The sequence below is a fragment of the Pseudacidovorax sp. 1753 genome, assembly GCF_040544975.1.
GTDB lineage: Bacteria > Pseudomonadota > Gammaproteobacteria > Burkholderiales > Burkholderiaceae_C > Xenophilus.
Genome location: NZ_JBEPKY010000026.1, coordinates 1 through 21,078, shown reverse-complemented (window position 1 = coordinate 21,078; position 21,078 = coordinate 1). Strand labels below are relative to the sequence as shown.

Sequence of the window (21,078 nt, the reverse complement as noted above, 5' to 3'; positions counted from 1 at the left end):
CCACCCTTCATTCGTCCGGTGAGCCGTCGATTCTCTTCAGACAAGCTGACGGCCACGCGACTGCGCGGCAGCTGAAGCGGCCCATCACGAGGTTCGCCGTGATCGAGCCGATGGCCCCTTCATCCGGGGACGCCGCGGCGAGGCACTTCGTTCACACCGGCCGGGCCGCATGCGCCAGGGCCGCATCCGCCGTGTCGGCCTCCAGCGTCGCCAGCCTGTCGTAGCCACGGCGCACCAGGTCGGCGTCGCGCCAGGCATTGCCCTTGAAGGCGGGCAGCAGCCACAGCACGAAGTACCCCGCGCTGAGCAGCAGGTAGACCAGCGCCTGGGCGCCGCTCTCGGGCGCGCGGTCGGTGGCGCTCTCGATCAGCGCCAGGACGAGATAGACCGCGAACCACAGGCCGGCGCGCCGCCAGAGCTTCTTGAACAGCATCCAGAAGAGGCCGAAGAAGAAGGCCGGCCAGGAGAAGCCGACCTTCACGGCCTCCATGCCGTGTGTCGGGTGCGTGTACACGTTGTAGGTCCTCATGATTCCCTCATCGGCCGCAGCCGCCCTGTGACGCGAACACGGTACAACGGCAAAGGCCCCTTCGCCTTGTGCCAGGTCGCCCATGCGGTCGAGCGTGGCCGAGGTGGGCGCAGCGCCGCGTGTCGAGCAGTCGCTGCCGCACCGCGGCCGCTCAGTCGGCGTGGGTGGCGACGAAGCTGGCGGTGGTCATGGTCTGGCGCTGCAGAGGCGCCGGCGCAGGAAGGGGGCGCTCACCAGTTGCAGGACTGCGTCCCGGTGTGCGCGATGTCCTGCGAGAAGGAGAACACCCGTCCGTCCTTGGCCGAGGTGTAGGTGAAGTCGGTGATGTTGGCGCCCTGGCGGCGCACGGTGTAGACGCCGTTGATCCTGCCCTCGAGCACCTCGACCCAGCGGTCCTCGAAGGCCCAGGGCCGGCCTTCGGGCCGGTCGGTGGTGCGGCTGCTGGCGACGACGATGGGGATGGCCTTCTTCGAGCCCTTGTAGAGCACATAGCCACCGCTCCACTCGACGTTGGTGTCGACGACCTGCCGGAACTCCAGCGAGATCGGCCTGGGCCCGGAGGAGCTCAGGCAGCGGAAGTCCTCCTGCAGGGCCGCATGGGCGGTGGCGGCGCAGGCGGCAAGCAGGACGGCGGCGATGGGCGACGCAGGCTTCATGGGCAAAAGATGCTCCTGGGGCAAGGACGGATGGGGCCTGCAGCGTAACGCGGACGCACGGCCCGCCGGTGTCAGGCCACCTTGAGCACCAGCTTGCCGAAGTTGCCGCCCGAGAAGAGCTTGGCCAGCGCCTCCGGGAAGTTCTCCAGCCCGTCGACCACGTCCTCGCGGCTCTTCATGCGACCGTCCTTGAGGTAGCCCGCAAGCTCGGCGATGGCCTCGGGGTAGCGGTCGGCGTAGTCGAAGACCACCATGCCTTCCATGCGGGCGCGGTTGACCAGCAGGCTGAGGTAGTTGCGCGGACCGGCGGTGGGCGCGCTGTTGGCGTTGTTGTACTGGCTGATGGCGCCGCAGATGACGATGCGGGCCTTGGGTGCCAGCTTGGCGAGCACGGTGTCGAGGATGTCGCCGCCCACGTTGTCGAAGTACACGTCCACGCCGCGCGGCGCATGCTGCTTGAGGCCTTCACGCACGGCTTGCGGGCTGGCCTTGTAGTCGATGCAGGCGTCGAAGCCCAGCTCCTTCACCACCCAATCGCACTTGGCCGGGCCGCCGGCGATGCCGACGGTGCGGCACCCCTTGATCTTCGCCAGCTGGCCGACCGTCTGGCCCACGGCACCTGCGGCGCCCGAGACGACGACCGTGTCGCCCGCCTTGGCCAGGCCCACGTCCAGCAGGCCGAAGTAGGCCGTCATGCCCGGCATGCCCAGCACGTTGAGCCACTGGCCGGGCGTGCCGGCGGCAGGGTCGATGCGGCGGACGTCGCCGCGCTGGATCTGCGCATGGCCGAAGGCGGCGAAGTCCTGGATGCCGAGCAGCCCCGATACCGCGTCGCCCTCGGCGAAGCCGGGGTTGCGCGAGGCCACGACGCGGCCGATGCCGCCGGCACGCATCACCTCGCCGATGCCCACCGGCGGGATGTAGCTGCGGCCCTCGTTCATCCAGCCGCGCATGGCAGGGTCGAGCGACAGCAGTTCGGTGCGCACCAGCACGCCGCCTTCTTCCACCGCGGGGATGGGAGCGTCGGCGACGAAGTCGAAGTCCTCGCGCGTGGCGGCGCCCTGCGGGCGGCGGGCCAGGCGGAACTGGCGGTTGGCGGTGGCAGCGGGGGTGGCGGTCATTCGGGTGTCTCCTGGTGCGATGTCTTCGGGGCCGAGCGGACGGTCGCGGGCATGCTAGCCAGGGGCCGGGCGGCGGCTGGTTGCGCAGGCGACAGCACCGGCAGGCCTGCGCACCACTCGCCGATGCGCGACGCGGCAAACGGCAGAACACGCACGGCCGGCGACGGGGCCGCGGGCGGCGCAACGGCGGGTGCGCTCGCCCTGGCATCAGCGGATCAGCGCAGCAGCGCCGTCACCGCCAGTCCCGGCTTCGCCAGCCGCAGGTCGAGCCGGCCGCCGTGGGCCTGCGCCACCAGCCGGCACAGGTACATGCCCAGCCCCACGCCCCCGCCGCCGGCACCGCGCGCCCTCGCGCTGTCGGGGCGGTAGAAGGGCTCGGCCAGGCGTTCGAGCTGGTCCTCGGGCACACCGGGGCCGAAATCGCGCACCTCGATGCAGACGCCGTCGGGCTCATCCGGCGCCGTGGGTGCGCGGTGCAGCGACAGGCGGGGCGGCTGCGGTCCGGCGCCGTGGTGCAGCGCATTGGCCAGCAGGTTGCGCAGCAGCAGCCGCACGCGCGCCCGGTCCAGCGACAGCGCCGGCAGGTCGGAGGCGGCGTCCACCTGCACGGCCTCGGCCAAGGGCAGGCCGCGCGCGACCAGCTCCTGCATGACCTCGCGGGCCAGGGCCGGCAGGTCGACCGGCTCACGCTGCAGGGCCGCATGCGGGCTGGACAGGCGCTCGCCTTCGAGCAGGTCGCTGATGAGGTCGCGCATCTCGTTGAGGTCGCGCAGCAGTGCGGCGCGTTCGGCCGCACCGTCGGGCGTCTCGGGCAGCAGTTCGGCATTGAGCCGGGCCCGTGTCAGCGGCGAGCGCAACTCGTGGCTCACCGCCAGCAGCAGCGCACGCTTGGCGTCGAGCATGCGCTTGATGTCCTCGGCCACGGTGTTGATGTGCTGCGCCAGTTCGCCCAGTTCGTCGCGGCGGCGCAGCGGAATGGGCCGCGAGAAGTCGCCCCGACCGAAGCGCTCGGCACCGGCGCGGATATCCTCCAGCGGTCGCAGCAGCTTGTGGACCACGCCGTAGGCCAGCAGGATGAGGCCGACGACCAGCGCCACCATCGCCCCGTCGAAGCCGTCGTTGGCCTGCTGCATCAGCCGCGGGCTCCAGCCGAAGGTGATGCGGTGGCCGTCGGCGGTGCGGCGCACGTACCAGGGGTCTTCGCCGGGCGCGGTGGGCACGCGCGGGGTGAGCCAGTCGCGTCGGCGATGGCGCTCGTCGTCGGGGTCGGACGCCCAGTTGACCACCGGCCCGCTGATGCGCAGCGAGATGGGCAGCCGCGCGGCCAGCTCGCGCGCCTTCTCGACGCTGGGCGGGCTGCCGATCTCGTCGACCACGCGGCCCATGTAGTCGCTCAGCAGCGGCTGGGCCACGGCGCGCCAGCCGGTGCTGCCGAAGGCCGCGCGGAAGCCGCCCAGGAAGACGATGGTCATCGCCAACGCCAGCACCACGAAGAGCGTGACCAGCCGCAGACGCAGCGAATGGCTCCAGCGCTGGCGCCAGCGGCGGCGGCGCTGGAAGCGGCGCGGCACGAGGCCGTCGCAGGCGGGATCGGCCGGGGCGCGACGGTGGGAGGTCATGAGCCAGCGCCGGGCGGCCGGTCGGCGGTGGCTTGCGCGCCGTTCTGCCCTTCGCCAGGCTCAGGGCGGACGGGGGGACGGGCCGGGGTCGAACCCGCCTCCTCGACCACACGGCCGACGGCCAGGGTATAGCCGGCGTTGCGCAGCGTCTTGATGCAGTCCAGCGGCTCCAGCTTGCGGCGCAGGCGGCTGACGACGATGTCCACCGCGCGGGTGAACAGGTCGGCCTCGTGGCCGCGCAGCCGGTTGAGGATGTCGTCGCGGCTGAACACCTTGCCGGGCTCGGAGGCGAGCAGCGCCAGCAGCTCGAATTCGGTGCCGGTCAGCTCAAGCCGCTCGCCATGGCGCAGGACCTCGCGGCGATCGAGGTCGATGGCCAGGCCGTCGAAGTCATGGCGCTGCGCAGACGCCGGCGCCGCGGCGGGGCGCACGCGCTGCCGGCGCAGGATGGTCTGCACGCGCGCCACCAGCTCGCGCGGCTCGAAAGGCTTGGGCAGGTAGTCGTCGGCGCCCAGCTCCAGGCCAACCACACGGTCCATCACGTCGCCGCGGGCGGTGAGCATGACGATGGGAATGTCGCTGTCCGTGCGGATCTGCCGGCACAGGGCGAAGCCGTCCATCTCGGGCAGCATGACGTCGAGGATGGCGGCGTCGTAGGGGTGCGCACGCAGCCTGGCCAGCCCCTCGCTGGGCCGCAGCGCGCAGTCGAGCGTGCAGCCGAAGCGGGCGAAGTAGCTCGCGAGCGGCGGCCCGAGATGCACGTCGTCGTCGATCAGCAGGATGCGGGGCGCGTCGGTGGACATGGCGGAATTGTGCCCAGGGGCGTCGCGCGCACCGCCGTCGCGTGCGTTGCGCTGGCGGCCATCACCATGGGTCGCGTGGGCCGAGGCGACCCAGGTGCGTGTGGCCGAAGCCGCGCCCGTACTTGAGGCCGTAGCCGAGCAGGCGGTCGAGGCCGACGTGCGCCAGCCAGATCGCCGCCAGCGGCCAGAGCATGGCCGCCTGCGTGGGCAAGGCGAAGCCGGCCGCTGCCAGCAGCACCGGGCCGACCACGCTGTGGGCGGCGTTGTAGGCGCGCGCACCGATGGCCGGGCCGGTCAGGTAGCCCAGCATCGCCAGGTCGGGCAGCAGCAGGAGCGCGGCAAAACGGCCCCACTGGCCAGGCGCCAGTTGGGTATAGGCCAGTACGGCGAAGACCAGCAGCGCGGCACCCTCGGCGCGCAGCAGCAGGCGCACACCGCCTTGGACGGCGCCGGCATCCACCGTGGGGACCGCCCGATGCGAGGGGTTGCGGCGACCCGCCATCGATTCGGCCTCCCCCATGGCGCGGGCTTCGGCGCGCGGATCCGGGCCCGGGTGTTCGCCCGAGGCCGGGCCATGGCCCACTTCCGCCGCCGCCCAGTCCGCCTGCCGGCCCAGCAGGGCCTCAGCCATGGCGCGACCAGCGGCCACCGCGCTGCTCGATGAAGTCGCGCACCTGCTGCTGCTGCGCGGGGCGCAGGTGGTCGTAGAAATCGGCCAGCGCGGCGATCACCTCGGGGCTGCCGCTGCGCACGGCGGCGGTCTTCTCCTCGACGAGGCGCGTCGCGGCGGCCTGGTCGAAGGTGGGGCCGGCAAACAGGGCCCGCCACGGCGCACGCGCATCGGTGGTGTCGCCGCGCATGGCCTGGCGCTGGCTCTGCAGCTTGGCCGCGAGGGTGTCGAGACGCTGGCGCTGGTCGGCATCCAGGTCCAGCTTGCGGCCGATGCGCTCGACCATGTGGGCGCGCATGGCGCCGCTGTCGGCCCCGGCCTCGTGCCAGCCGTGTCGGCCGGCGCAGGCGGTGAGCGAACCCAGCAGCAGCGTGCCGCCGAAGAGGGCCAGCAGGCCACGGGCGATGCGAGGACGGAACTTCATGATGAGGGCTCCTGGAGTGGCTCGGACAGGTGCGGCAGGGCGCTCAGAGGCGCGAGCCGGCGGCCGACTGGGCGCGCACGTCGACCGGGTTGGGCAGCGTGGAGATCACGGTGCTGTTCACGCGCGAGCCCGAGCTCACGTTCTGGTCCGGCGCCGCCGCGGTGCGGATGGCGTCGGCCACCACGCGGGCGCGCGGTTGGGACACGGCCACGGTCTCGGGGCCGCGCGAGCCGCGGGTCACGTTCTGGTCGGGTGCGGCGGCGGCGGCGCGCGCTTCGGCGCGCACGCCGTCGCGGCTCATCGCGGAGACGGGCGCAGTCACGCCCTCGTAGGTTTCGGCATGGGCCGCCGTGCCCAGCAGGGCCAGGGCAGAGACGGCGAGGAAGGCAGCGCGGACGTTGGTCATGAGAGGTCTTTCGAGGAAGTTGTTGAAAGAGCCTTCATGGTGCCGGCCGCCTCGTGCCCGGTCTTTTCACGGCCGTCGCGCCGTGTTTCGTTTCTTTTCTTTCAGCGGCCCAGCAGCTCGGCGGGATCGTCGCTGTCGACCACCTGCCGCGCCCAGTCGGCGAGCTTGCCGGCGTCGGCGCGCAGCACCTCCTGCTTGACGGTCAGGATCTGCGAGGGATGCATCGAGAAGCTGCGCAGGCCCAGACCCAGCAGTAGCCGGGTGAACTGCACGTCGCCCGCCATCTCGCCGCACACGCTCACGCCCTTGCCCAGGCGGCGCGCCTCGGCGATGGTCTGCGCCACCAGCCGCAGCACCGCCGGGTGGCTCGCGTCGTACAGATGCGCCACGCTTTCGTCGGCCCGGTCGATGGCGAGCGTGTACTGGATCAGGTCGTTGGTGCCGATGGACAGGAAGTCGAAGTGCTTCAGGAAGATCGACAGCGACAGCGCCGCGGCCGGCACTTCGATCATGGCGCCCAGGCGCACCGGGCCGGCCTCGTCGCCGCGGGCCTTCAACTCGGCGCGGGCCTTGTCGATGAAGACCAGCGTCTGCCGGATCTCGCTGGCGTGGGCCAGCATCGGGATCAGCAGGTTCACCGGCCCGTGGGCCGCGGCACGCAGGATGGCGCGCAGCTGGGCCAGGAACATCGCCGGCTCCGACAGGCTCCAGCGGATGGCACGCAGGCCCAGCGCCGGGTTGAGGTATTCCTGCCGGGCGGCCTTGCCGTCCAGCGGCTTGTCGGCGCCGATGTCGACGGTGCGGATGGTGACCGGCATGCCCTGCATGCCCTCGACCGCGCGGCGGTAGGCCTCGTACTGCTCGTCCTCGTCGGGCAGGCGGCTGAGGTGGCGCGCCTCGCGGCCCATGAAGAGGAACTCGCTGCGGAACAGGCCCACGCCCTGCGCGCCGGCCTTGACGGCGGCGGCGGCGTCCTCGGGCATCTCGATGTTGGCCAGCAGTTCGACACGCTCGCCGTCGAGCGTGACGGCCGGACGGTGACGCAGGCGCCACAGGCGCTCGCGCTCCAGCTCGCCCTGGCGCTGCTTGAAGCCGTATTCGGCCAGGATGATGGGCGACGGGTCCACGATCACCACGCCGGCGTCGCCGTCGATGATGACCCAGTCGTCCTGCCGCACCAGCTGGCTGGCCACGCGTGCGCCCACCACGGCCGGGATGTCCATGCTGCGCGCCACGATGGCCGTGTGCGAGGTGCGCCCGCCGACGTCGGTGACGAAGCCGGCGAACACGCTCTTCTTGAACTGCACCATGTCGGCTGGCGACAGGTCGTGCGCGATGAGCACCAGGGGAGCGTCGAAGCCGTCGGCCTCGTCGTCGCCGGCGATCGGCGTCTTGCGCGGCGGCGGGGGCGGCGGGGCCAACACGGCCGCCGTGCCCTTCATCTGGCGCAGGATGCGCTCGACCACCTGCTCCAGGTCGGCCTTGCGCTCGCGCAGGTACTCGTCCTCCATCTCGTCGAACTGGCGCGCCACCACCTCGAGCTGGCTGGTCAGCGCCCATTCGGCGTTGTAGAGCCGGTCGACGATCCAGTGACGCACGCCGTCGGACAGGGCTTCGTCCTGCAGCAGCATGAGGTGCACTTCGAGCAGGCCCGCCAGTTCGTGCGGCGCCTCATCGCGCTTCATCTGCGAGACGCTGGCGCGCAGGCGCTCCAGCTCTTCGGCCACCGCGTCGCGCGCGGCGCGCACGCGGTCAAGTTCCGTCTCGATTTCCTGCGGCTGGATGAAGTAGTGCGCCACATCCAGCCGGCTCGACACCACCAGCACCGCCCGCCCGATGGCAATGCCCCGGGCGACGTTGAGACCGTGGATAGAGATGGTCATGGCCGCACGCCGGGCCGCCCCAAGTGCGGCCAGCCCCCTCGGGGGGTGGCGTTACACGCCGCGCAGCGGCGTGATAAGCCTGGGGGCCACATCCTCACTCGCCCTCGCCGAACTTGTCGTTCATCAGGGCGACGATGGCGTTCATCGCCTCCTGCTCCTGCGGCCCATCGGTCTCCAGCTCCACCGTGGCCCCCAGCCCCGCGGCCAGCATCATCACGCCCATGATGCTTTTGGCATTGACGCGCCGCTCGCCGCGCGCGATCCACACCTCGCACGGAAAGCTGCCCGCCAGCTTGGTGAGCTTGGCGGAAGCGCGCGCATGAAGGCCCAGCTTATTGCTGATGGTCACGGATGTCTTGATCACTGTATTTACGTCTCACCTGATTGAGGGGGGCGGCCACGGCCACCTGCATGACGCCAGCCGTGCCGCCGGCGATGGCCCGTTGCACCTGCGCGTCGAGCGGCTCGTGGCGATAGGTCACGGCCCGCAGCAGCATGGGCAGGTTCACCCCCGCCACCAGCCGCGAGCGCACACCGTCCACCAGCTGCTGCGCCACGTTGCACGGCGTGGCACCGAACACGTCGGCCAGCACCAGCACATTCGAGCGCGAACCACCCCGGTGGAACTGCTGCTCCAGCAGGATGCGTGCCGCACCCAGCGACTCCTCGGGCGAGACATTGGGCTGGACGTCGAGCGCGGCCAGTGCGCCTTCGCAATCGGGAAAGACATGCAGGGCGCACTGGCGCAAGGCATGAGCCAGAGGCGCGTGGGCGACGATGAGGATGCTGTTCATGCAGACGGCAGGCGGCGAGGGCATCGATTATGGGCCGAGGGCCCGGTGCACTGGCATGGCGGTTGCACGGCGGCCCTGACATGGAAAGGACGGGGCGTCAGCGCAGGCGCAGGCCTTCCCAGAAGGTCTCCAGCGCCTGCGCGTCCGGAGGATGGCCGAGCACGGTGGCCTGATAGAGCGTGTAGCGGCCGGCGGCATCCACCTGGGCGAACCAGCGCATGCGGGCCTGCTGCGGGCCGGCAGCGCCGGTCTCCCCCTCGGCGACGAGGTCGATGGCCGGCGGGGTCTCGGCGGCGCGTGGCACACGGGTCGGCGACTCCTGCACTTGGCCGCGTGCGCGCCACGGCGCGCGGGCAGCCATGCGCCAGGCCTCCAAGCGGCGCCGGGCCTCGGCGGGCGAGTTGCCGCCCTCCATGCGCGCCACGGCGAAGGTGGCGTCGCCCGCGGTGCAACCGGCCATGTCCAGACTCGCCGCCTGGCCCGACAGGTCGACCTCGCGCTGGGCACGGTCGGGCTTGCAGGGCAGCAGCACCAGCAGGCCATCGCCCAGCGGCACGTCGCGCCAGTTGAACACCGGATTGCAGGCGGCCAGCAGTGCCAGCACAGCCATGTACACGGAACTAGAATTCCGACGCCTCATCGAAGGATGCCTCCATGAAAACCGCTCTCCCTGTCCATTCCCGCGCGCGGTCCGTGACCCGCTCCGGGGCCTTGTCGATGCCGGGAGCAGCCTGACCATGAAAAAAGCACTGTATGCGCTCGCGCTGGCGGCCGTGGCGGCGGTGGGCACCACGGTCTACCTACAGGCCGGCACCAGCCCGGCGCCCAGCTCCAAGTTCGTGCTGCTGGACGGCTCCACCAAGTCGACGGCCGATTTCAAGGGCAAGGTGACGCTGGTCAACTTCTGGGCCACGAGCTGCACCACCTGCGTGGCCGAGATGCCGCGCGTGATCGGCACCTACGAGAAGTACAAGGGCCAGGGCTACGACACCGTCGCCGTCGCCATGGACTACGACCCGCCGAGCTACGTGGTGAACTTCGCGCAGACGCGCAACCTGCCCTTCAAGGTGGCCATCGACAACACCGGCGCCATCGCGCAGGCCTGGGGCGACGTCAAGCTCACGCCCACCACCTATCTGGTCAACAAGCGCGGCGAGATCGTGAAACGCTATGTGGGCGAGCCCGACTTCGCTGAATTGCACCAGCTGATCGAGAAGCTGCTGGCGCAGGCCTGAACCAGGGCCCGCGCTCAAAGACAAAGGCGTCCCGCGGGACGCCTTTTTGCTGCCTGCACGAAGTCGCCTCACACGACGACGGCAGACAACGGGGCGGGCCCAGGCCGGGCCGCCGCGCTCATCACTCGCGGAAGGAATCGTGGCAGGCCTTGCACGAGGCGCCTGCCGGGCCGATGGCGGCCTTGATCGCGTCCAGGTTGCCCGTCTTGGCGGCGGCGGCCAGTTTGGCCACTTCGCCTTCGGCCTTGCCGGCGGCGGCCTTGAACTTGTCCTGCTCCTTCCAGATGGCGGGGCTGGCCTTGCCGCCTTCGGTGCCGGGACCGAAGCCTGCCCAGGGCTGCTTGATCAGCTCGGCGGCGCGGGCCGCGCTGGACTCGGCCACCTTGGCATCGAAGTCGGCCCGGCCGCTGGCCATGTCGGCGACGCGTTTGAAGTTCTGCTGCATTTCCTTCAGCGTGGCCTGGCGGTACTTGATGGCGTCCTGCGGCGTCGCGAAGGTCGGCTGGGCCACGGCATTCGTGGCAAGGATCGCCACGGCGGCGGCAGAAACGAGGGAACGGAACATCGAGGGATTCCTTGTAGAAAGTGGACCCGCCACACCGACGGGGACGGCCGCGGGAGTTTAGGGCCGGCCTCCACATGCCGGTGCATGGTCGGGCGCGGCAGCGACTTATCGGGCATCCGTACTGCTTTTGTTAATCTGCGGGGCATTTTTTGGCTCGTGCGGCCCTTGCCGCCGCTTCCCTCGTCCCATGACATCCAACGCTGCATCCTCTGTCCCGACCGCGCGCGTGCGTGTCTGGGACCTGCCCACGCGACTGTTTCACTGGGCCCTGGCCGGCTGCGTGATCGGGCTGGTGGTCACAGCCAAGACCGGTGCGATGGAATGGCACTTCCGGCTGGGCTACACCACGCTGGCGTTGCTGCTCTTCCGGCTCGTGTGGGGCTTCGCCGGTGGCTACTGGTCCCGCTTCGGCAGCTTCCTGCGGGGACCGGGCGCGGTGATGGCCTACCTGCGAGGCCGCGCAGACCCCCATTCGCAGCTGGGCCACAACCCGCTCGGTGCACTGTCGGTGCTGGGCATGCTGTCGGTGCTGCTTCTGCAGGTGTCCACCGGCCTCATGGCCGATGACGCCATCAGCTTCACCGGGCCGCTCGCGGCGTTCGTGCCTGGAGCCTGGTCCAGCTGGGCCACCGATTGGCACAAGGACGCCGGGCAGTGGCTGGTCATCGCCTTGGTCGTGCTGCATGTGCTGGCCGTGGCGTTCCATGCCGTCGTCAAGCGTGAACGCCTGGTGCCCGCGATGGTGACGGGCGATCGGACCGTGCAGGTCGCGACGGCCGTGCCGCAAAGCCGCGACGACCTGCCACGGCGCACCCTGGGACTGGTGTTGTTCTCCCTTTGCGCAGCGGTGGCCGCCTGGGTGTCCACGCTGCAGGGCTGATGCAGCATGGACGAAGCCGACATGCGCTCCATCCATCTGAGCGAGCCTCGCGACGACATGCAGCTTGCCGCGGCCAAGGCATTGCTTCGGGAATACGCCGCGTCGCTGACGATCGACCTGTGCTTCCAAGGGTTCGACGAGGAACTGGCCGCGCTGCCGGGCGACTATGCCGCGCCACGCGGCACGTTGCTGCTGGCCTGGGTCGGCGGGCCCCCTGAGGCCGCCGGCGAGGACGCCGAGTTGGCGGGATGCTGCGCCTTGCGTCCGCTGGACACGGCGGACTATCCCAACGCCGCGGAGATGAAGCGGCTGTACGTGCGCCCCACGTACCGCGGCCTGGGGTTGGGCCGGCAATTGGCGGAGGCCACGCTGGACGCGGCACGCCAGGCGGGCTATTCCTGCGTGCTGCTGGACACGCTGGACGACATGGAATCGGCGCGGGCGCTCTACATGGACCTCGGCTTCCAGGACATCCCGCCCTACTACCACAACCCCATCGCAGGGGCGCATTACCTCAAGGCCGATCTCTGAACCCAGGGCCGACGGCGCGGCACAGCGGCGCTCGCCTGTGCCCGCACCGTCCCCGGCTGGTTCAGACGCCTCCAGGCCGGGAGGCAGCGATGCCCGCTTTCCAAAAAAGAGGGCCGGACGAATCGTCCGGCCCGCTGATGGCGCGCGAGGCGGCGAGGCGATCAGCCCTTGGCCTGGGCCAGCAGTGTCCCCGCGTCGCTCACCTCGAACTTGCCGGGACCCTCGACGTTGAGCGCCGCCACCTTGCCGTCCTTGACCAGCATCGAATAGCGGTTGCTGCGAACGCCCATGCCGCGTGCGGTGAGGTCCAGCGTCAGGCCGGTGGCCTTGGCGAAGTCGGCACTGCCATCGGCCAGCATGCGCACCTTGCCGTTGGTCTTCTGGTCGCGCGCCCAGGCGCCCATCACGAAGGCATCGTTGACGCTCAGGCACCAGATCTCGTCCACACCCGCTTCCTTGAAGGCGGCTGCACCCTCGACATAGCCGGGCACGTGCTTGGCCGAGCAGGTGGGCGTGAAGGCGCCCGGCAATGCGAAGAGGGCAATGGTCTTACCCGCGCTGGCCTTGGCCACATCGACCGGGTTCGGGCCGATGCTGCAGCCTTCGCCCTCCACTTCCGAATATTCGTACAACGTGACCGCGGGAATCGTGTCGCCAACCTTGATCATGGAAGCTCCTCTGGGGTTTGATGGAAAACAAAAACGGCCCACATTGTGGGCCGTTTTGCTTGCACCGCGAGGGTGGTGGGGATCAGACCGCGGCGGCCTTCTCGACCAGACGCGTGGCGATCCAGTTCTTGGACTTGGAGATCGGACGCGACTCGGTGATCTCGATCACGTCGCCCAGGTGGAACTGGCCGTCTTCGTCGTGCGCGTGGTACTTGCTCGACTTGATCATGATCTTGTTGTAGATCGGGTGCTTGACGCGGCGCTCGACGAGCACCGTCACCGTCTTTTCGCGCTTGTCGCTGACGACCTTGCCGACCAGGGTGCGCTTGAGGGATTGCTTGGCTTCCGTCATGTTCACAGTCCTTACTTGGCGGAGTTGAGGCTGGAGGCAGCCTGCTTCTGCGCCAGGATGGTCTTGGCACGGGCGATGTCGCGGCGGGTCACGCGCAGGCTGGCCACATTGGCGAGCTGTTGCGTGGCCTTCTGCATGCGCAGGCCGAAATGGGCCTTCTGCAGATCCTTGACTTCGGCCTGGAGGCCGGCGACGTCCTTCTCGCGCAGGGTTGCGGCCTTGGACACCTTGGCTGCATTCTTCTTGGTTGCCATGAGAGTTCTCCTATCAGGCGCCAAGCTGGCGAGCAACGAAGGTCGTGCGCAGCGGCAGCTTGGCTGCAGCCAGGCGGAACGCTTCACGAGCGAGTTCTTCGGGCACGCCGACGATCTCGTAGATGACCTTGCCCGGCTGGATCTCGGCCACGTAGTACTCGGGGTTGCCCTTGCCGTTACCCATCCGGACTTCGGCGGGCTTGGTCGAGATCGGCTTGTCGGGGAACACGCGGATCCAGATACGGCCACCGCGCTTCACATGGCGCGAGATGGCACGGCGAGCGGCTTCGATCTGGCGCGCCGTCAGGCGGCCGCGATCGACAGACTTCAGGCCGAAGTCACCGAAAGCCACCGAGTTGCCCCGGGTGGCGACGCCGGTGTTGCGGCCCTTTTGTTCCTTGCGGAACTTTCTGCGTGCAGGTTGCAGCATTAGATTTCTCCGTCTTTCTCAGGGCCGGGTTTATTCGGCCTTGGCGCCGTCCGCTGCTGCAGCGGGCGCGGCTTTGCGGACGCGCTTAACGGCGGGCTTGTTGGGGTCCACGGCTTCGGCGGGCTTGTCGCTGCCGTCGGCCGGGGCGGTGTTGCCACCGATCGGACCACGGGCACCGGCACGCGGGCCACCGCGGCGGTCGTTGCCGCCCGGACGGCCATCACGGCGCGGACCACGCGGACCGCGGCGCTCTTCGCCCTCGGGGCGCGGCGTGCTGTCCAGCGAAGGCGCGTCGTTGCGGCCCAGGGTATCGCCCTTGTAGACCCAGACCTTCACGCCGATCACACCGTAGGTGGTCTTGGCTTCGGAGGTGCCGTAGTCGATGTCGGCGCGCAGGGTGTGCAGCGGCACACGGCCTTCGCGGTACCACTCGGTACGAGCGATTTCGATGCCGTTCAGGCGACCGGCGGACATGATCTTGATGCCCTGGGCGCCCAGACGCATGGCGTTCTGCATCGCGCGCTTCATGGCGCGACGGAACATGATGCGCTTCTCGAGCTGCTGCGTGATGCTGTCGGCGATCAGCTGAGCATCGACTTCGGGCTTGCGCACTTCCTCGATGTTCACAGCCACCGGCACGCCCAGCTGCTTGCCCAGATCGCGCTTCAGGTTCTCGATGTCCTCGCCCTTCTTGCCGATCACCACGCCCGGACGTGCCGAGAAGATGGTGATGCGTGCGTTCTTGGCGGGGCGCTCGATCAGCACGCGCGAAACGGACGCGTTCTTGAGCTTCTTCTTCAGGTACTCGCGAACCTTGATGTCCTCGGCCAGCATGCCCGCGAAGTCGCGGTTGTTGGCGTACCAGCGGCTGGCCCAGTTGCGGCTGACCGCAAGGCGGAAGCCGGTCGGGTGGATTTTCTGTCCCATGTTTCTTCCAGACCTTAGTTGCCGACGGTCACGTACACATGGCACGTGGGCTTGCTGATGCGGTTGCCGCGGCCCTTGGCGCGCGCGGTGAAGCGCTTGAGCGTGGCGCCCTGCTCGACGTAGATCGTCTTGACGCGGAGCTCGTCGATGTCGGCTCCGTCGTTGTGCTCGGCGTTGGCGATGGCCGACTCGAGCACCTTCTTGACGATCACGGCGGCCTTCTTCTGGGTGAATTCCAGAATGTTCAGCGCTTGATCGACCTTCTTGCCGCGGATCAGGTCGGCGACGAGGCGGCCCTTGTCCACAGACAGGCGCACGCCGCGGAGAACTGCACGTGTTTCAGACATGTTCTCTGCTCCTTACTTCTTGGCTTTCTTGTCCGCCGGGTGACCCTTGAACGTACGGGTCAGTGCGAACTCGCCCAGCTTGTGGCCGACCATCTGGTCGGTCACGTAGACAGGCACATGCTGCTTGCCGTTGTGCACGGCAATGGTCAGACCGATGAACTCGGGCAGCACCATCGAGCGGCGCGACCAGGTCTTGATCGGCTTCTTGTCCTTGGTCGCGATGGCCTTCTCGACCTTGGCGATCAGGTGGTGGTCGACGAAGGGACCTTTTTTGAGAGAGCGAGTCATGGCTGCCCCTTACTTCTTGCGACGCGACACGATGAAGACCTGCGTGCGCTTGTTGTTGCGGGTACGGTAACCCTTGGTGAGGTTGCCCCACGGGTCGACCGGATGGCGGCCTTCGCCGGTCTTGCCTTCACCACCACCATGCGGGTGGTCGACCGGGTTCATCACCACACCGCGGACGGTCGGGCGAATACCACGATGGCGGGTCGCACCAGCCTTGCCGTACTGGCGCAGGCTGTGTTCTTCGTTGGCCACTTCACCGATGGTGGCGCGGCACTCGATGTGGATCCGGCGCACTTCGCCCGAACGCATACGCACCTGGGCGTAGATGCCTTCGCGGGCCAGCAGCGTGGCCGAAGCACCGGCGGAGCGCGCGATCTGCGCGCCCTTGCCCGGCTGCAGCTCGATGCAGTGGATCGTCGAACCGACGGGGATGTTGCGGATCGGCAGGGTGTTGCCGGCGCGGATCGGGGCTTCCGAGCCGCTCACCAGGGTTGCACCGGCTTCCACACCGCGCGGGGCGATGATGTAGCGGCGCTCGCCATCGGCGTAGCACACCAGCGCGATGTGGGCGGAACGGTTCGGGTCGTACTCGATGCGTTCGACCTTGGCCGGGATGCCGTCCTTGTTGCGCTTGAAGTCGACCACACGGTAGTGGTGACGATGGCCACCGCCCTTGTGACGGGTGGTGATGTGGCCGTTGTTGTTGCGGCCGGCCTTCTGGAACTGGGGCTCCAGCAGGGGCGCGTAGCCTTCACCCTTGTGCAGGTGGTCGCGCGAGATCTTGACCGCGCCGCGTTGGCCCGGGGAAGTCGGCTTGAGCTTGATGACGGCCATGATTACGCAGCCTCCGAAACCAGGTTGAGCTCCTGACCGGGCTTGAGCGTCACGTAGGCCTTGCGAACGTTGTCGCGGCGGCCCACCGAGCGGCCGAAGCGCTTGGTCTTGCCCTTGATGTTGGCGACAGACACGCCCTTGACCTCGACCTTGAACATCAGCTCGACAGCGGCCTTGATCTCGGGCTTGGTGGCGTCCTGGAGAACCTTGAAGGTGATGGCATTCGACTTCTCGCCGACCATCGTGGCCTTCTCGGAGACGATCGGTGCGACCAGCACGGCCATCAGGCGGCCTTCGTCGAACTCGCGCTCCGCGGGGGTGGGATTCATGCGGCTCATGCGAACATCTCCTTGAGCTTGTCGACGGCCGCCTTGGTCACCAGCACCTTCTTGTAGTGCACGAGCGACACGGGATCGGCGTAGCGCGGCTCGACCACCAGCACGTTGGCCAGGTTGCGCGAGGCGAGGTACAGGTTCTCATCGACTTCTTCGGCGATCACGAGCACGGACTCGAGGTTCATCGCCTTGAACTTGGCAGCCAGCTGCTTGGTCTTGGGCGAGTCGACCTTGAGGGACTCGACGACGGCCAGGCGGCCTTCGCGGGCCAGCTGCGAGAAGATGGACGCCATGCCGGCGCGGTACATCTTCTTGTTGATCTTCTGCGAGAAGTTTTCGTCAGGCAGGTTCGGGAAGATCCGGCCGCCTCCACGCCACAGCGGCGAAGAGGTCATACCGGCGCGGGCGCGGCCCGTGCCCTTTTGCTTGAACGGCTTCTTGGTGGAGTGCTTGACCTGCTCGCGGTCCTTCTGGGCACGGGTGCCCTGACGCGCGTTGGCCTGGTAGGCGACGACGATCTGATGGATCAGGTCTTCGTTGTAGGCACGGCCGAACACGGTCTCGGGCGCGTCGTACTTCGACGCGGCCTGGCCCTGCTCATTCAGGAGTTCGAGTTCCATTACTTCGCTCCTTCTGCCTGGGGCTTGGCCTTGACGGCGGGACGCACGGTCACGAAGCCGCCCTTGGCACCGGGGATGGCACCCTTGATCAGCAGCAGCTGCCGGGCTTCGTCGATGCGCACGATGTCCAGGTTCTGGGTGGTGACGGTCTCGTCGCCCATGTGGCCGGTCATCTTCTTGCCCGGGAACACGCGACCCGGATCCTGGGCCATCGAGATGGAGCCCGGGACGTTGTGGGAACGGCTGTTACCGTGCGACGCACGCTGCGACGCGAAGTTGTGGCGCTTGATGGTGCCGGCGAAGCCCTTGCCGATCGAGGTGCCCTGCACATCGACCTTCTGGCCTGCGGCGAACACGGCGTTGGCGGCGATCACGCCACCGGCCTGGTGCTGCGCAGCAGCTTCGGCGGTCACGCGGAATTCGCGGATGATTTCGCCGGCTTCGACGCCAGCCTTGGCCAGATGGCCAGCCTGGGGCTTCGTCACGCGCGAGGCACGACGGGCACCGAACGTCACCTGCAGAGCGACGTAGCCGTCGTTCTCTTGGGTCTTGACCTGGGTCACGCGGTTGTTGGACACGTCCACCACGGTGACGGGCACTGCATCGCCGTCGTCCGTGAAGAGGCGCATCATGCCCACCTTGCGGCCCAGCAACCCGAGGGAGTTGCTTTGACTCATGGTTTTTCTCCAAAACTCCCGCCGCTGCCACTGCAATTGGCGACAACGTTGAACGCCCGCGGAATGCAGGCGGATACGAGAGAAGGGTTGATGAATTTTCGTGCCGTTCGGCGCCTGAGGAACCGGAACGGAGCGAACTGCGCACTGTAGCACGAAGCAGGAGGTCGCGCAATGCGGGGCCCATCCATCGACGGCAGGACGCTACTTCACCGGCATCAAGATCATCTTCTCGCCGCCCGGGGTTTCCTTGAGCCGACCCGACGGCGGCAGACTCTTCGACGGGGCACCAACCTGGATGGGAATCGAGGCCGCCGTGGTGGCGCCACCCTGGGTGATGAATACGTTGAGATAGGCTGTCCCAGTCGCCTGAGGCGTCACGTGAACGGTCCACGAAGAACGCCCGGCGGGCAGCGACCACTCGGGAGACGGCGAATCCACCGTCACCCCGGCCTCGGGCTGCAGTTTCACGATCGCCCCCTGGCTGCCGACGCCGGAAAACACGAGGAGAAGCGACACCGTCTCGCCGGCTCGAGACGCCGCAGCCACGCTGTGCTGCAGGATCACGCCAGAGCCGTTCATCTTGACAGGGGCCGTGACCAATCGAGGGCCAAGCGCCGTGGGCGCGGAGGTCCCGCCAGCTTGGACACCCCACGCAAGAGCGAGAAGCGTGGCCGCACAGCAGCAGGCCTTGAATGTGTTGCGCATGCTCTTCCCTTTCAGTTGATCGTCACCGTGAAACAGGTGTTTGAGGAGGCGTTGTTGTAATCATTGATGGCCAGCACAGCCTGCCCGGCGGCCAGACCGACCGCCCCCGACTCCGTACCGGAATTCGCGTTGACGGCCTCTCCCACTTTTCCGCGCTGGTAGACGAGGAAGTCGGGGTCCGAAGCCGCCGGCCCCTGGATGCTGATCGTGTAACTGCGCGCCTGCGCCACCGGAAGAACCAGGAAGGCATAGCTTCCGAGTTTGTTGCCATCCGCCCCGGGGTCGGCCCGGTTGGTGACGCATGCCTGCTGAGGCGTCGCCAAACTGACGGCGGTGTACAGGGGCAAAGCAAAGGCACCCAACCCACCATCATTGGTTTCGTTGGGACCAAAGGCATCCACGGGCGGGACCACACCCTGCGCAGTAAGCAGGCCGTTCAGCGACGCGGTCTGACCGGGCGTAGCCACCGCATAGAACGCGGTCGCGAACGCATGGACCGACGTCACCGCCGCCGTGCTTTTCAATCCCTGCGTCATGGCCTGGTGAATCGGCGCCAGACCGACCGCGGCATTCAACTTCCACAGAATGGACTGCACGGACATTTCATTGAACCAGCCGGGCGAGCTGGCCGCCCCGGCATCCAGTGCAAAGGCAAAACCCTGCGCTTGCCGCTGCCCCGCCGAATCGGAATAGGTGCTCCGGTCCAGCGCGATGCCAGACCAGGCATTGCCCCACCCCTCTGAAAAGGCGAGCCGCCGATCGAGCAGGTCACCGAAGCTGTGCGTACCGCCAGGAGAGTCGTCCCTGGAGAAGGCCGATTGGTAGTAATGCCCCCACTCATGGACGACCACAGCACTGTCGTACTCGTCCGTGTCCACGTTCTCGCTGCCCAGGACGAAGATGGCGCGCGTCCCGCCACTGGCGGTGTAGTCGCTGAAATGCGAGGTGCCGATCTGCCCGAGGGTCACGGAGCCCGATGCAGGCCTGTTGCTGGGGCTCCAATAGACATTCAAGATAGGAAACGATGCACCCGGCGCAACGCCGAGGATCTTGGCTTGCGCCGTGTAGATTGCATCGAGCAGCGCGAAGGGCGCCGCCACCCGCTCGCTCCCATACGACGAGCCGGACCAACCCGAGGGGGCGTGAAGGTCTTTTGCCTGGTTGCTACCGGTGGCGGCGAAGTATCCACTTTGCATGCCATAAAGGCCGCCAGATTGGGTGTTATCCCGAACCGCGACATCCCAACTGCCATCGGCCCCACTGTGCTGCAGCCGGGCCATGACACGCACCGCGAGCGACGTCGCGGCCGGAATCACGACCGAGTAGCGCCCGTCGGCATCGGTCACGGTCGACGCCTTGACAGTGCCTGTGGCATCCACGACGTCGAGTGGCGCACCCCGAACAGGCTTGGCCACGGTGGCTGCATAGTTCAACGCGCCATTGAGACTGGGCACCGAGTCAAAGGTAATGCGCCCGGAAAGGGTTGCCGTCGCCGGGGCCGCGGTGCCTGACGACCCTTCGCCTCCACTCGTGACGGGCAGCACAGCGCCCCCCCCTCCGCCACCGCCTCCACCTCCGCACGAGGCCAGCAATACCGCACAGGCCAGCAACGCTGGGCCCGACCACCATCGACGAGTCATTTGACTTCTCTCCCTGACAGCAAAGGGCGAGAAGCTTAGAGGCCGAGGGCGTCAAGCCAAAGAACACAAAAGCCCGCGGCCTGAAGGCACGCGGGCTCTTTTCACGAAGCTGCCGAAAAACTTACTGCAGCTTGATCTCGACGTCCACGCCGGCCGGCAGGTCGAGCTTCATCAGCGCGTCCACCGTCTTGTCCGTGGGATCGACGATGTCCATCAGGCGCTGGTGCGTGCGGATCTCGAACTGGTCACGGCTCGACTTGTTGACGTGCGGCGAACGCAGGATGTCGAAGCGCTTGAACCGGGTCGGCAGGGGCACCGGGCCCTTGACGATGGCGCCGGTGCGCTTGGCGGTATCGACGATCTCGGCAGCCGACTGGTCGATCAGCTTGTAGTCGAAGGCCTTGAGGCGGATGCGGATCTTCTGCTTGTTGGTAGCCATGATGGGTCCAATCCTTACTCGATGATCTTGGCCACGACGCCGGCGCCGACGGTACGGCCGCCTTCGCGGATGGCGAAGCGCAGGCCTTCTTCCATGGCGATCGGGGCGATCAGCTTCACCGTGATCGACACGTTGTCGCCAGGCATCACCATTTCCTTGTCCTTCGGCAGCTCGATCGCGCCGGTCACGTCCGTCGTGCGGAAGTAGAACTGCGGGCGATAGTTGTTGAAGAACGGCGTGTGACGGCCACCTTCGTCCTTGGACAGCACATACACCTCAGCGGTGAAGTGCGTGTGCGGCTTGATCGAGCCGGGCTTGCACAGCACCTGGCCGCGCTCGACTTCTTCACGTTTCGTGCCGCGCAGCAGAATGCCCACGTTGTCGCCAGCCTGGCCCTGGTCCAGCAGCTTGCGGAACATTTCCACGCCGGTGCAGGTGGTCTTGAT

31 protein-coding genes are annotated in these 21,078 nt (G+C 68.0%); 3 read left to right on the top strand and 28 right to left on the bottom strand.

Annotated elements, in window-relative coordinates:
• Nucleotides 1–151 precede the first annotated feature (151 nt).
• The 12 genes from ABIC63_RS25630 to ABIC63_RS25575 all read right to left on the bottom strand — a co-directional run bounded on the left by ABIC63_RS25630 (nt 152) and on the right by ABIC63_RS25575 (nt 9,515).
• Entirely contained in the window at nt 152–529 is a 378-nt protein-coding gene (locus ABIC63_RS25630; RefSeq protein WP_354321846.1) for a DUF2628 domain-containing protein, read from the bottom strand.
• Nucleotides 530–759: 230 nt separating this feature from the next.
• The gene (locus ABIC63_RS25625) at nt 760–1,185 is read right to left on the bottom strand and encodes a hypothetical protein (protein WP_294377128.1); all 426 of its coding nucleotides are present in this window, start codon (nt 1,183–1,185) and stop codon (nt 760–762) included.
• A gap of 71 nt (nt 1,186–1,256) precedes the next feature.
• Entirely contained in the window at nt 1,257–2,306 is a 1,050-nt protein-coding gene (locus ABIC63_RS25620) for an NADP-dependent oxidoreductase (RefSeq protein WP_294377125.1), read from the bottom strand.
• A gap of 215 nt (nt 2,307–2,521) precedes the next feature.
• On the bottom strand, nt 2,522–3,925 hold the full coding sequence (locus ABIC63_RS25615) for a sensor histidine kinase (protein WP_294377121.1): 1,404 nt from the start codon (nt 3,923–3,925) through the stop codon (nt 2,522–2,524).
• On the bottom strand, nt 3,922–4,728 hold the full coding sequence (locus tag ABIC63_RS25610; RefSeq protein ID WP_354321845.1) for a response regulator transcription factor: 807 nt from the start codon (nt 4,726–4,728) through the stop codon (nt 3,922–3,924). Before ABIC63_RS25610 ends, ABIC63_RS25615 begins: the two co-directional genes overlap by 4 nt.
• Nucleotides 4,729–4,789: 61 nt before the next feature.
• Nucleotides 4,790–5,359, bottom strand: coding sequence for a DUF4260 domain-containing protein (locus ABIC63_RS25605; protein ID WP_354321844.1), 570 nt, complete (start codon nt 5,357–5,359; stop codon nt 4,790–4,792).
• Nucleotides 5,352–5,822 carry a Spy/CpxP family protein refolding chaperone gene (locus tag ABIC63_RS25600; protein ID WP_114801969.1) on the bottom strand — a complete coding sequence of 157 codons (471 nt, stop codon included), beginning with the start codon at nt 5,820–5,822 and terminating at the stop codon, nt 5,352–5,354. The genes ABIC63_RS25605 and ABIC63_RS25600 overlap by 8 nt, the downstream gene beginning before the upstream one ends.
• A 43-nt stretch (nt 5,823–5,865) precedes the next feature.
• Entirely contained in the window at nt 5,866–6,228 is a 363-nt protein-coding gene (locus ABIC63_RS25595; protein ID WP_354321843.1) for a DUF4148 domain-containing protein, read from the bottom strand.
• Between the two features lie 101 nt (nt 6,229–6,329).
• Nucleotides 6,330–8,111 carry a phosphoenolpyruvate--protein phosphotransferase gene (gene ptsP / locus ABIC63_RS25590; protein ID WP_354321842.1) on the bottom strand — a complete coding sequence of 594 codons (1,782 nt, stop codon included), beginning with the start codon at nt 8,109–8,111 and terminating at the stop codon, nt 6,330–6,332.
• 94 nt (nt 8,112–8,205) lie between these two features.
• A complete protein-coding gene (locus tag ABIC63_RS25585; RefSeq protein ID WP_043116522.1) occupies nt 8,206–8,475 on the bottom strand; it encodes an HPr family phosphocarrier protein in 270 nt (89 codons plus the stop codon).
• Nucleotides 8,444–8,905 carry a PTS sugar transporter subunit IIA gene (locus ABIC63_RS25580; RefSeq protein WP_114802199.1) on the bottom strand — a complete coding sequence of 154 codons (462 nt, stop codon included), beginning with the start codon at nt 8,903–8,905 and terminating at the stop codon, nt 8,444–8,446. The genes ABIC63_RS25585 and ABIC63_RS25580 overlap by 32 nt, the downstream gene beginning before the upstream one ends.
• 97 nt (nt 8,906–9,002) lie before the next feature.
• Nucleotides 9,003–9,515, bottom strand: coding sequence for a hypothetical protein (locus tag ABIC63_RS25575; protein ID WP_354321841.1), 513 nt, complete (start codon nt 9,513–9,515; stop codon nt 9,003–9,005).
• 127 nt (nt 9,516–9,642) lie between these two features.
• Between ABIC63_RS25575 and ABIC63_RS25570 the strand changes: the two genes are divergently transcribed.
• Entirely contained in the window at nt 9,643–10,140 is a 498-nt protein-coding gene (locus ABIC63_RS25570; RefSeq protein ID WP_354321840.1) for a TlpA family protein disulfide reductase, read from the top strand.
• Nucleotides 10,141–10,261: 121 nt separating this feature from the next.
• Here ABIC63_RS25570 and ABIC63_RS25565 read toward each other — a convergent pair whose 3' ends face one another.
• Complete coding sequence (locus tag ABIC63_RS25565; RefSeq protein WP_294377088.1) at nt 10,262–10,705, bottom strand: c-type cytochrome; 444 nt, start codon at nt 10,703–10,705, stop codon at nt 10,262–10,264.
• A 187-nt stretch (nt 10,706–10,892) separates the two neighbouring features.
• Between ABIC63_RS25565 and ABIC63_RS25560 the strand changes: the two genes are divergently transcribed.
• Entirely contained in the window at nt 10,893–11,585 is a 693-nt protein-coding gene (locus tag ABIC63_RS25560) for a cytochrome b/b6 domain-containing protein (RefSeq protein WP_354321839.1), read from the top strand.
• Between the two features lie 57 nt (nt 11,586–11,642).
• Entirely contained in the window at nt 11,643–12,116 is a 474-nt protein-coding gene (locus ABIC63_RS25555) for a GNAT family N-acetyltransferase (RefSeq protein ID WP_476349127.1), read from the top strand.
• Nucleotides 12,117–12,277: 161 nt separating this feature from the next.
• On the opposite strand, the gene ABIC63_RS25550 is transcribed toward ABIC63_RS25555, so the two are convergent.
• The 15 genes from ABIC63_RS25550 to ABIC63_RS25480 all read right to left on the bottom strand — a co-directional run.
• On the bottom strand, nt 12,278–12,784 hold the full coding sequence (locus tag ABIC63_RS25550) for a peroxiredoxin (protein WP_294377080.1): 507 nt from the start codon (nt 12,782–12,784) through the stop codon (nt 12,278–12,280).
• A gap of 82 nt (nt 12,785–12,866) precedes the next feature.
• Nucleotides 12,867–13,136 (bottom strand): 30S ribosomal protein S17, encoded by a 270-nt coding sequence (gene rpsQ / locus ABIC63_RS25545; RefSeq protein ID WP_017758386.1) that lies wholly within the window; start codon nt 13,134–13,136, stop codon nt 12,867–12,869.
• 11 nt (nt 13,137–13,147) lie between these two features.
• A complete protein-coding gene (gene rpmC, locus ABIC63_RS25540) occupies nt 13,148–13,363 on the bottom strand; it encodes a 50S ribosomal protein L29 (RefSeq protein ID WP_234197589.1) in 216 nt (71 codons plus the stop codon).
• A gap of 40 nt (nt 13,364–13,403) precedes the next feature.
• A complete protein-coding gene (gene rplP, locus ABIC63_RS25535) occupies nt 13,404–13,820 on the bottom strand; it encodes a 50S ribosomal protein L16 (protein ID WP_017758384.1) in 417 nt (138 codons plus the stop codon).
• A 30-nt stretch (nt 13,821–13,850) separates the two neighbouring features.
• Complete coding sequence (gene rpsC, locus ABIC63_RS25530) at nt 13,851–14,747, bottom strand: 30S ribosomal protein S3 (protein WP_017758383.1); 897 nt, start codon at nt 14,745–14,747, stop codon at nt 13,851–13,853.
• 14 nt (nt 14,748–14,761) lie between these two features.
• Nucleotides 14,762–15,094: a 50S ribosomal protein L22 gene (gene rplV, locus ABIC63_RS25525; protein ID WP_017758382.1), complete on the bottom strand. Its 333-nt coding sequence runs from the start codon at nt 15,092–15,094 to the stop codon at nt 14,762–14,764.
• Between the two features lie 12 nt (nt 15,095–15,106).
• A complete protein-coding gene (gene rpsS / locus ABIC63_RS25520) occupies nt 15,107–15,382 on the bottom strand; it encodes a 30S ribosomal protein S19 (protein WP_017758381.1) in 276 nt (91 codons plus the stop codon).
• Nucleotides 15,383–15,391: 9 nt separating this feature from the next.
• The gene (gene rplB / locus ABIC63_RS25515; RefSeq protein WP_017758380.1) at nt 15,392–16,216 is read right to left on the bottom strand and encodes a 50S ribosomal protein L2; all 825 of its coding nucleotides are present in this window, start codon (nt 16,214–16,216) and stop codon (nt 15,392–15,394) included.
• A gap of 2 nt (nt 16,217–16,218) precedes the next feature.
• Nucleotides 16,219–16,545 (bottom strand): 50S ribosomal protein L23, encoded by a 327-nt coding sequence (rplW, locus tag ABIC63_RS25510; RefSeq protein WP_193758146.1) that lies wholly within the window; start codon nt 16,543–16,545, stop codon nt 16,219–16,221.
• Nucleotides 16,546–16,550: 5 nt separating this feature from the next.
• Nucleotides 16,551–17,171: a 50S ribosomal protein L4 gene (rplD, locus tag ABIC63_RS25505; RefSeq protein WP_017759512.1), complete on the bottom strand. Its 621-nt coding sequence runs from the start codon at nt 17,169–17,171 to the stop codon at nt 16,551–16,553.
• Nucleotides 17,171–17,848 (bottom strand): 50S ribosomal protein L3, encoded by a 678-nt coding sequence (gene rplC / locus ABIC63_RS25500; protein ID WP_043118345.1) that lies wholly within the window; start codon nt 17,846–17,848, stop codon nt 17,171–17,173. The genes rplD and rplC overlap by 1 nt, the downstream gene beginning before the upstream one ends.
• A 201-nt stretch (nt 17,849–18,049) precedes the next feature.
• The gene (locus ABIC63_RS25495; protein WP_354321838.1) at nt 18,050–18,553 is read right to left on the bottom strand and encodes a hypothetical protein; all 504 of its coding nucleotides are present in this window, start codon (nt 18,551–18,553) and stop codon (nt 18,050–18,052) included.
• 11 nt (nt 18,554–18,564) lie between these two features.
• On the bottom strand, nt 18,565–19,899 hold the full coding sequence (locus tag ABIC63_RS25490; RefSeq protein ID WP_354321837.1) for a hypothetical protein: 1,335 nt from the start codon (nt 19,897–19,899) through the stop codon (nt 18,565–18,567).
• A 415-nt stretch (nt 19,900–20,314) separates the two neighbouring features.
• Nucleotides 20,315–20,632, bottom strand: coding sequence for a 30S ribosomal protein S10 (gene rpsJ / locus ABIC63_RS25485; RefSeq protein ID WP_017759508.1), 318 nt, complete (start codon nt 20,630–20,632; stop codon nt 20,315–20,317).
• Between the two features lie 14 nt (nt 20,633–20,646).
• Nucleotides 20,647–21,078, bottom strand: a 432-nt coding sequence (locus tag ABIC63_RS25480; protein WP_354321836.1) for an EF-Tu C-terminal domain-related protein, incomplete at its 5' end; no start/stop codon positions are given.

Coding starts and splice junctions, on each gene's coding strand:
- rplB (WP_017758380.1), bottom strand. CDS start 16,216: ATGGCCGTCATCAAGCTCAAGCCGACTTCCCCGGGCCAACGCGGCGCG.
- rpsQ (WP_017758386.1), bottom strand. CDS start 13,136: ATGACGGAAGCCAAGCAATCCCTCAAGCGCACCCTGGTCGGCAAGGTC.
- ABIC63_RS25595 (WP_354321843.1), bottom strand. CDS start 6,228: ATGACCAACGTCCGCGCTGCCTTCCTCGCCGTCTCTGCCCTGGCCCTG.
- ptsP (WP_354321842.1), bottom strand. CDS start 8,111: ATGACCATCTCTATCCACGGTCTCAACGTCGCCCGGGGCATTGCCATC.
- ABIC63_RS25615 (WP_294377121.1), bottom strand. CDS start 3,925: ATGACCTCCCACCGTCGCGCCCCGGCCGATCCCGCCTGCGACGGCCTC.
- ABIC63_RS25495 (WP_354321838.1), bottom strand. CDS start 18,553: ATGCGCAACACATTCAAGGCCTGCTGCTGTGCGGCCACGCTTCTCGCT.
- ABIC63_RS25580 (WP_114802199.1), bottom strand. CDS start 8,905: ATGAACAGCATCCTCATCGTCGCCCACGCGCCTCTGGCTCATGCCTTG.
- ABIC63_RS25575 (WP_354321841.1), bottom strand. CDS start 9,515: ATGGCTGTGCTGGCACTGCTGGCCGCCTGCAATCCGGTGTTCAACTGG.
- rplV (WP_017758382.1), bottom strand. CDS start 15,094: ATGTCTGAAACACGTGCAGTTCTCCGCGGCGTGCGCCTGTCTGTGGAC.
- ABIC63_RS25555 (WP_476349127.1), top strand. CDS start 11,643: ATGCAGCTTGCCGCGGCCAAGGCATTGCTTCGGGAATACGCCGCGTCG.
- ABIC63_RS25620 (WP_294377125.1), bottom strand. CDS start 2,306: ATGACCGCCACCCCCGCTGCCACCGCCAACCGCCAGTTCCGCCTGGCC.
- rpsS (WP_017758381.1), bottom strand. CDS start 15,382: ATGACTCGCTCTCTCAAAAAAGGTCCCTTCGTCGACCACCACCTGATC.
- ABIC63_RS25630 (WP_354321846.1), bottom strand. CDS start 529: ATGAGGACCTACAACGTGTACACGCACCCGACACACGGCATGGAGGCC.
- ABIC63_RS25550 (WP_294377080.1), bottom strand. CDS start 12,784: ATGATCAAGGTTGGCGACACGATTCCCGCGGTCACGTTGTACGAATAT.
- ABIC63_RS25565 (WP_294377088.1), bottom strand. CDS start 10,705: ATGTTCCGTTCCCTCGTTTCTGCCGCCGCCGTGGCGATCCTTGCCACG.
- ABIC63_RS25600 (WP_114801969.1), bottom strand. CDS start 5,822: ATGAAGTTCCGTCCTCGCATCGCCCGTGGCCTGCTGGCCCTCTTCGGC.
- rpsJ (WP_017759508.1), bottom strand. CDS start 20,632: ATGGCTACCAACAAGCAGAAGATCCGCATCCGCCTCAAGGCCTTCGAC.
- ABIC63_RS25625 (WP_294377128.1), bottom strand. CDS start 1,185: ATGAAGCCTGCGTCGCCCATCGCCGCCGTCCTGCTTGCCGCCTGCGCC.
- ABIC63_RS25560 (WP_354321839.1), top strand. CDS start 10,893: ATGACATCCAACGCTGCATCCTCTGTCCCGACCGCGCGCGTGCGTGTC.
- ABIC63_RS25610 (WP_354321845.1), bottom strand. CDS start 4,728: ATGTCCACCGACGCGCCCCGCATCCTGCTGATCGACGACGACGTGCAT.
- rpsC (WP_017758383.1), bottom strand. CDS start 14,747: ATGGGACAGAAAATCCACCCGACCGGCTTCCGCCTTGCGGTCAGCCGC.
- ABIC63_RS25605 (WP_354321844.1), bottom strand. CDS start 5,359: ATGGCTGAGGCCCTGCTGGGCCGGCAGGCGGACTGGGCGGCGGCGGAA.
- rplW (WP_193758146.1), bottom strand. CDS start 16,545: ATGAATCCCACCCCCGCGGAGCGCGAGTTCGACGAAGGCCGCCTGATG.
- rplC (WP_043118345.1), bottom strand. CDS start 17,848: ATGAGTCAAAGCAACTCCCTCGGGTTGCTGGGCCGCAAGGTGGGCATG.
- rplD (WP_017759512.1), bottom strand. CDS start 17,171: ATGGAACTCGAACTCCTGAATGAGCAGGGCCAGGCCGCGTCGAAGTAC.
- ABIC63_RS25570 (WP_354321840.1), top strand. CDS start 9,643: ATGAAAAAAGCACTGTATGCGCTCGCGCTGGCGGCCGTGGCGGCGGTG.
- rplP (WP_017758384.1), bottom strand. CDS start 13,820: ATGCTGCAACCTGCACGCAGAAAGTTCCGCAAGGAACAAAAGGGCCGC.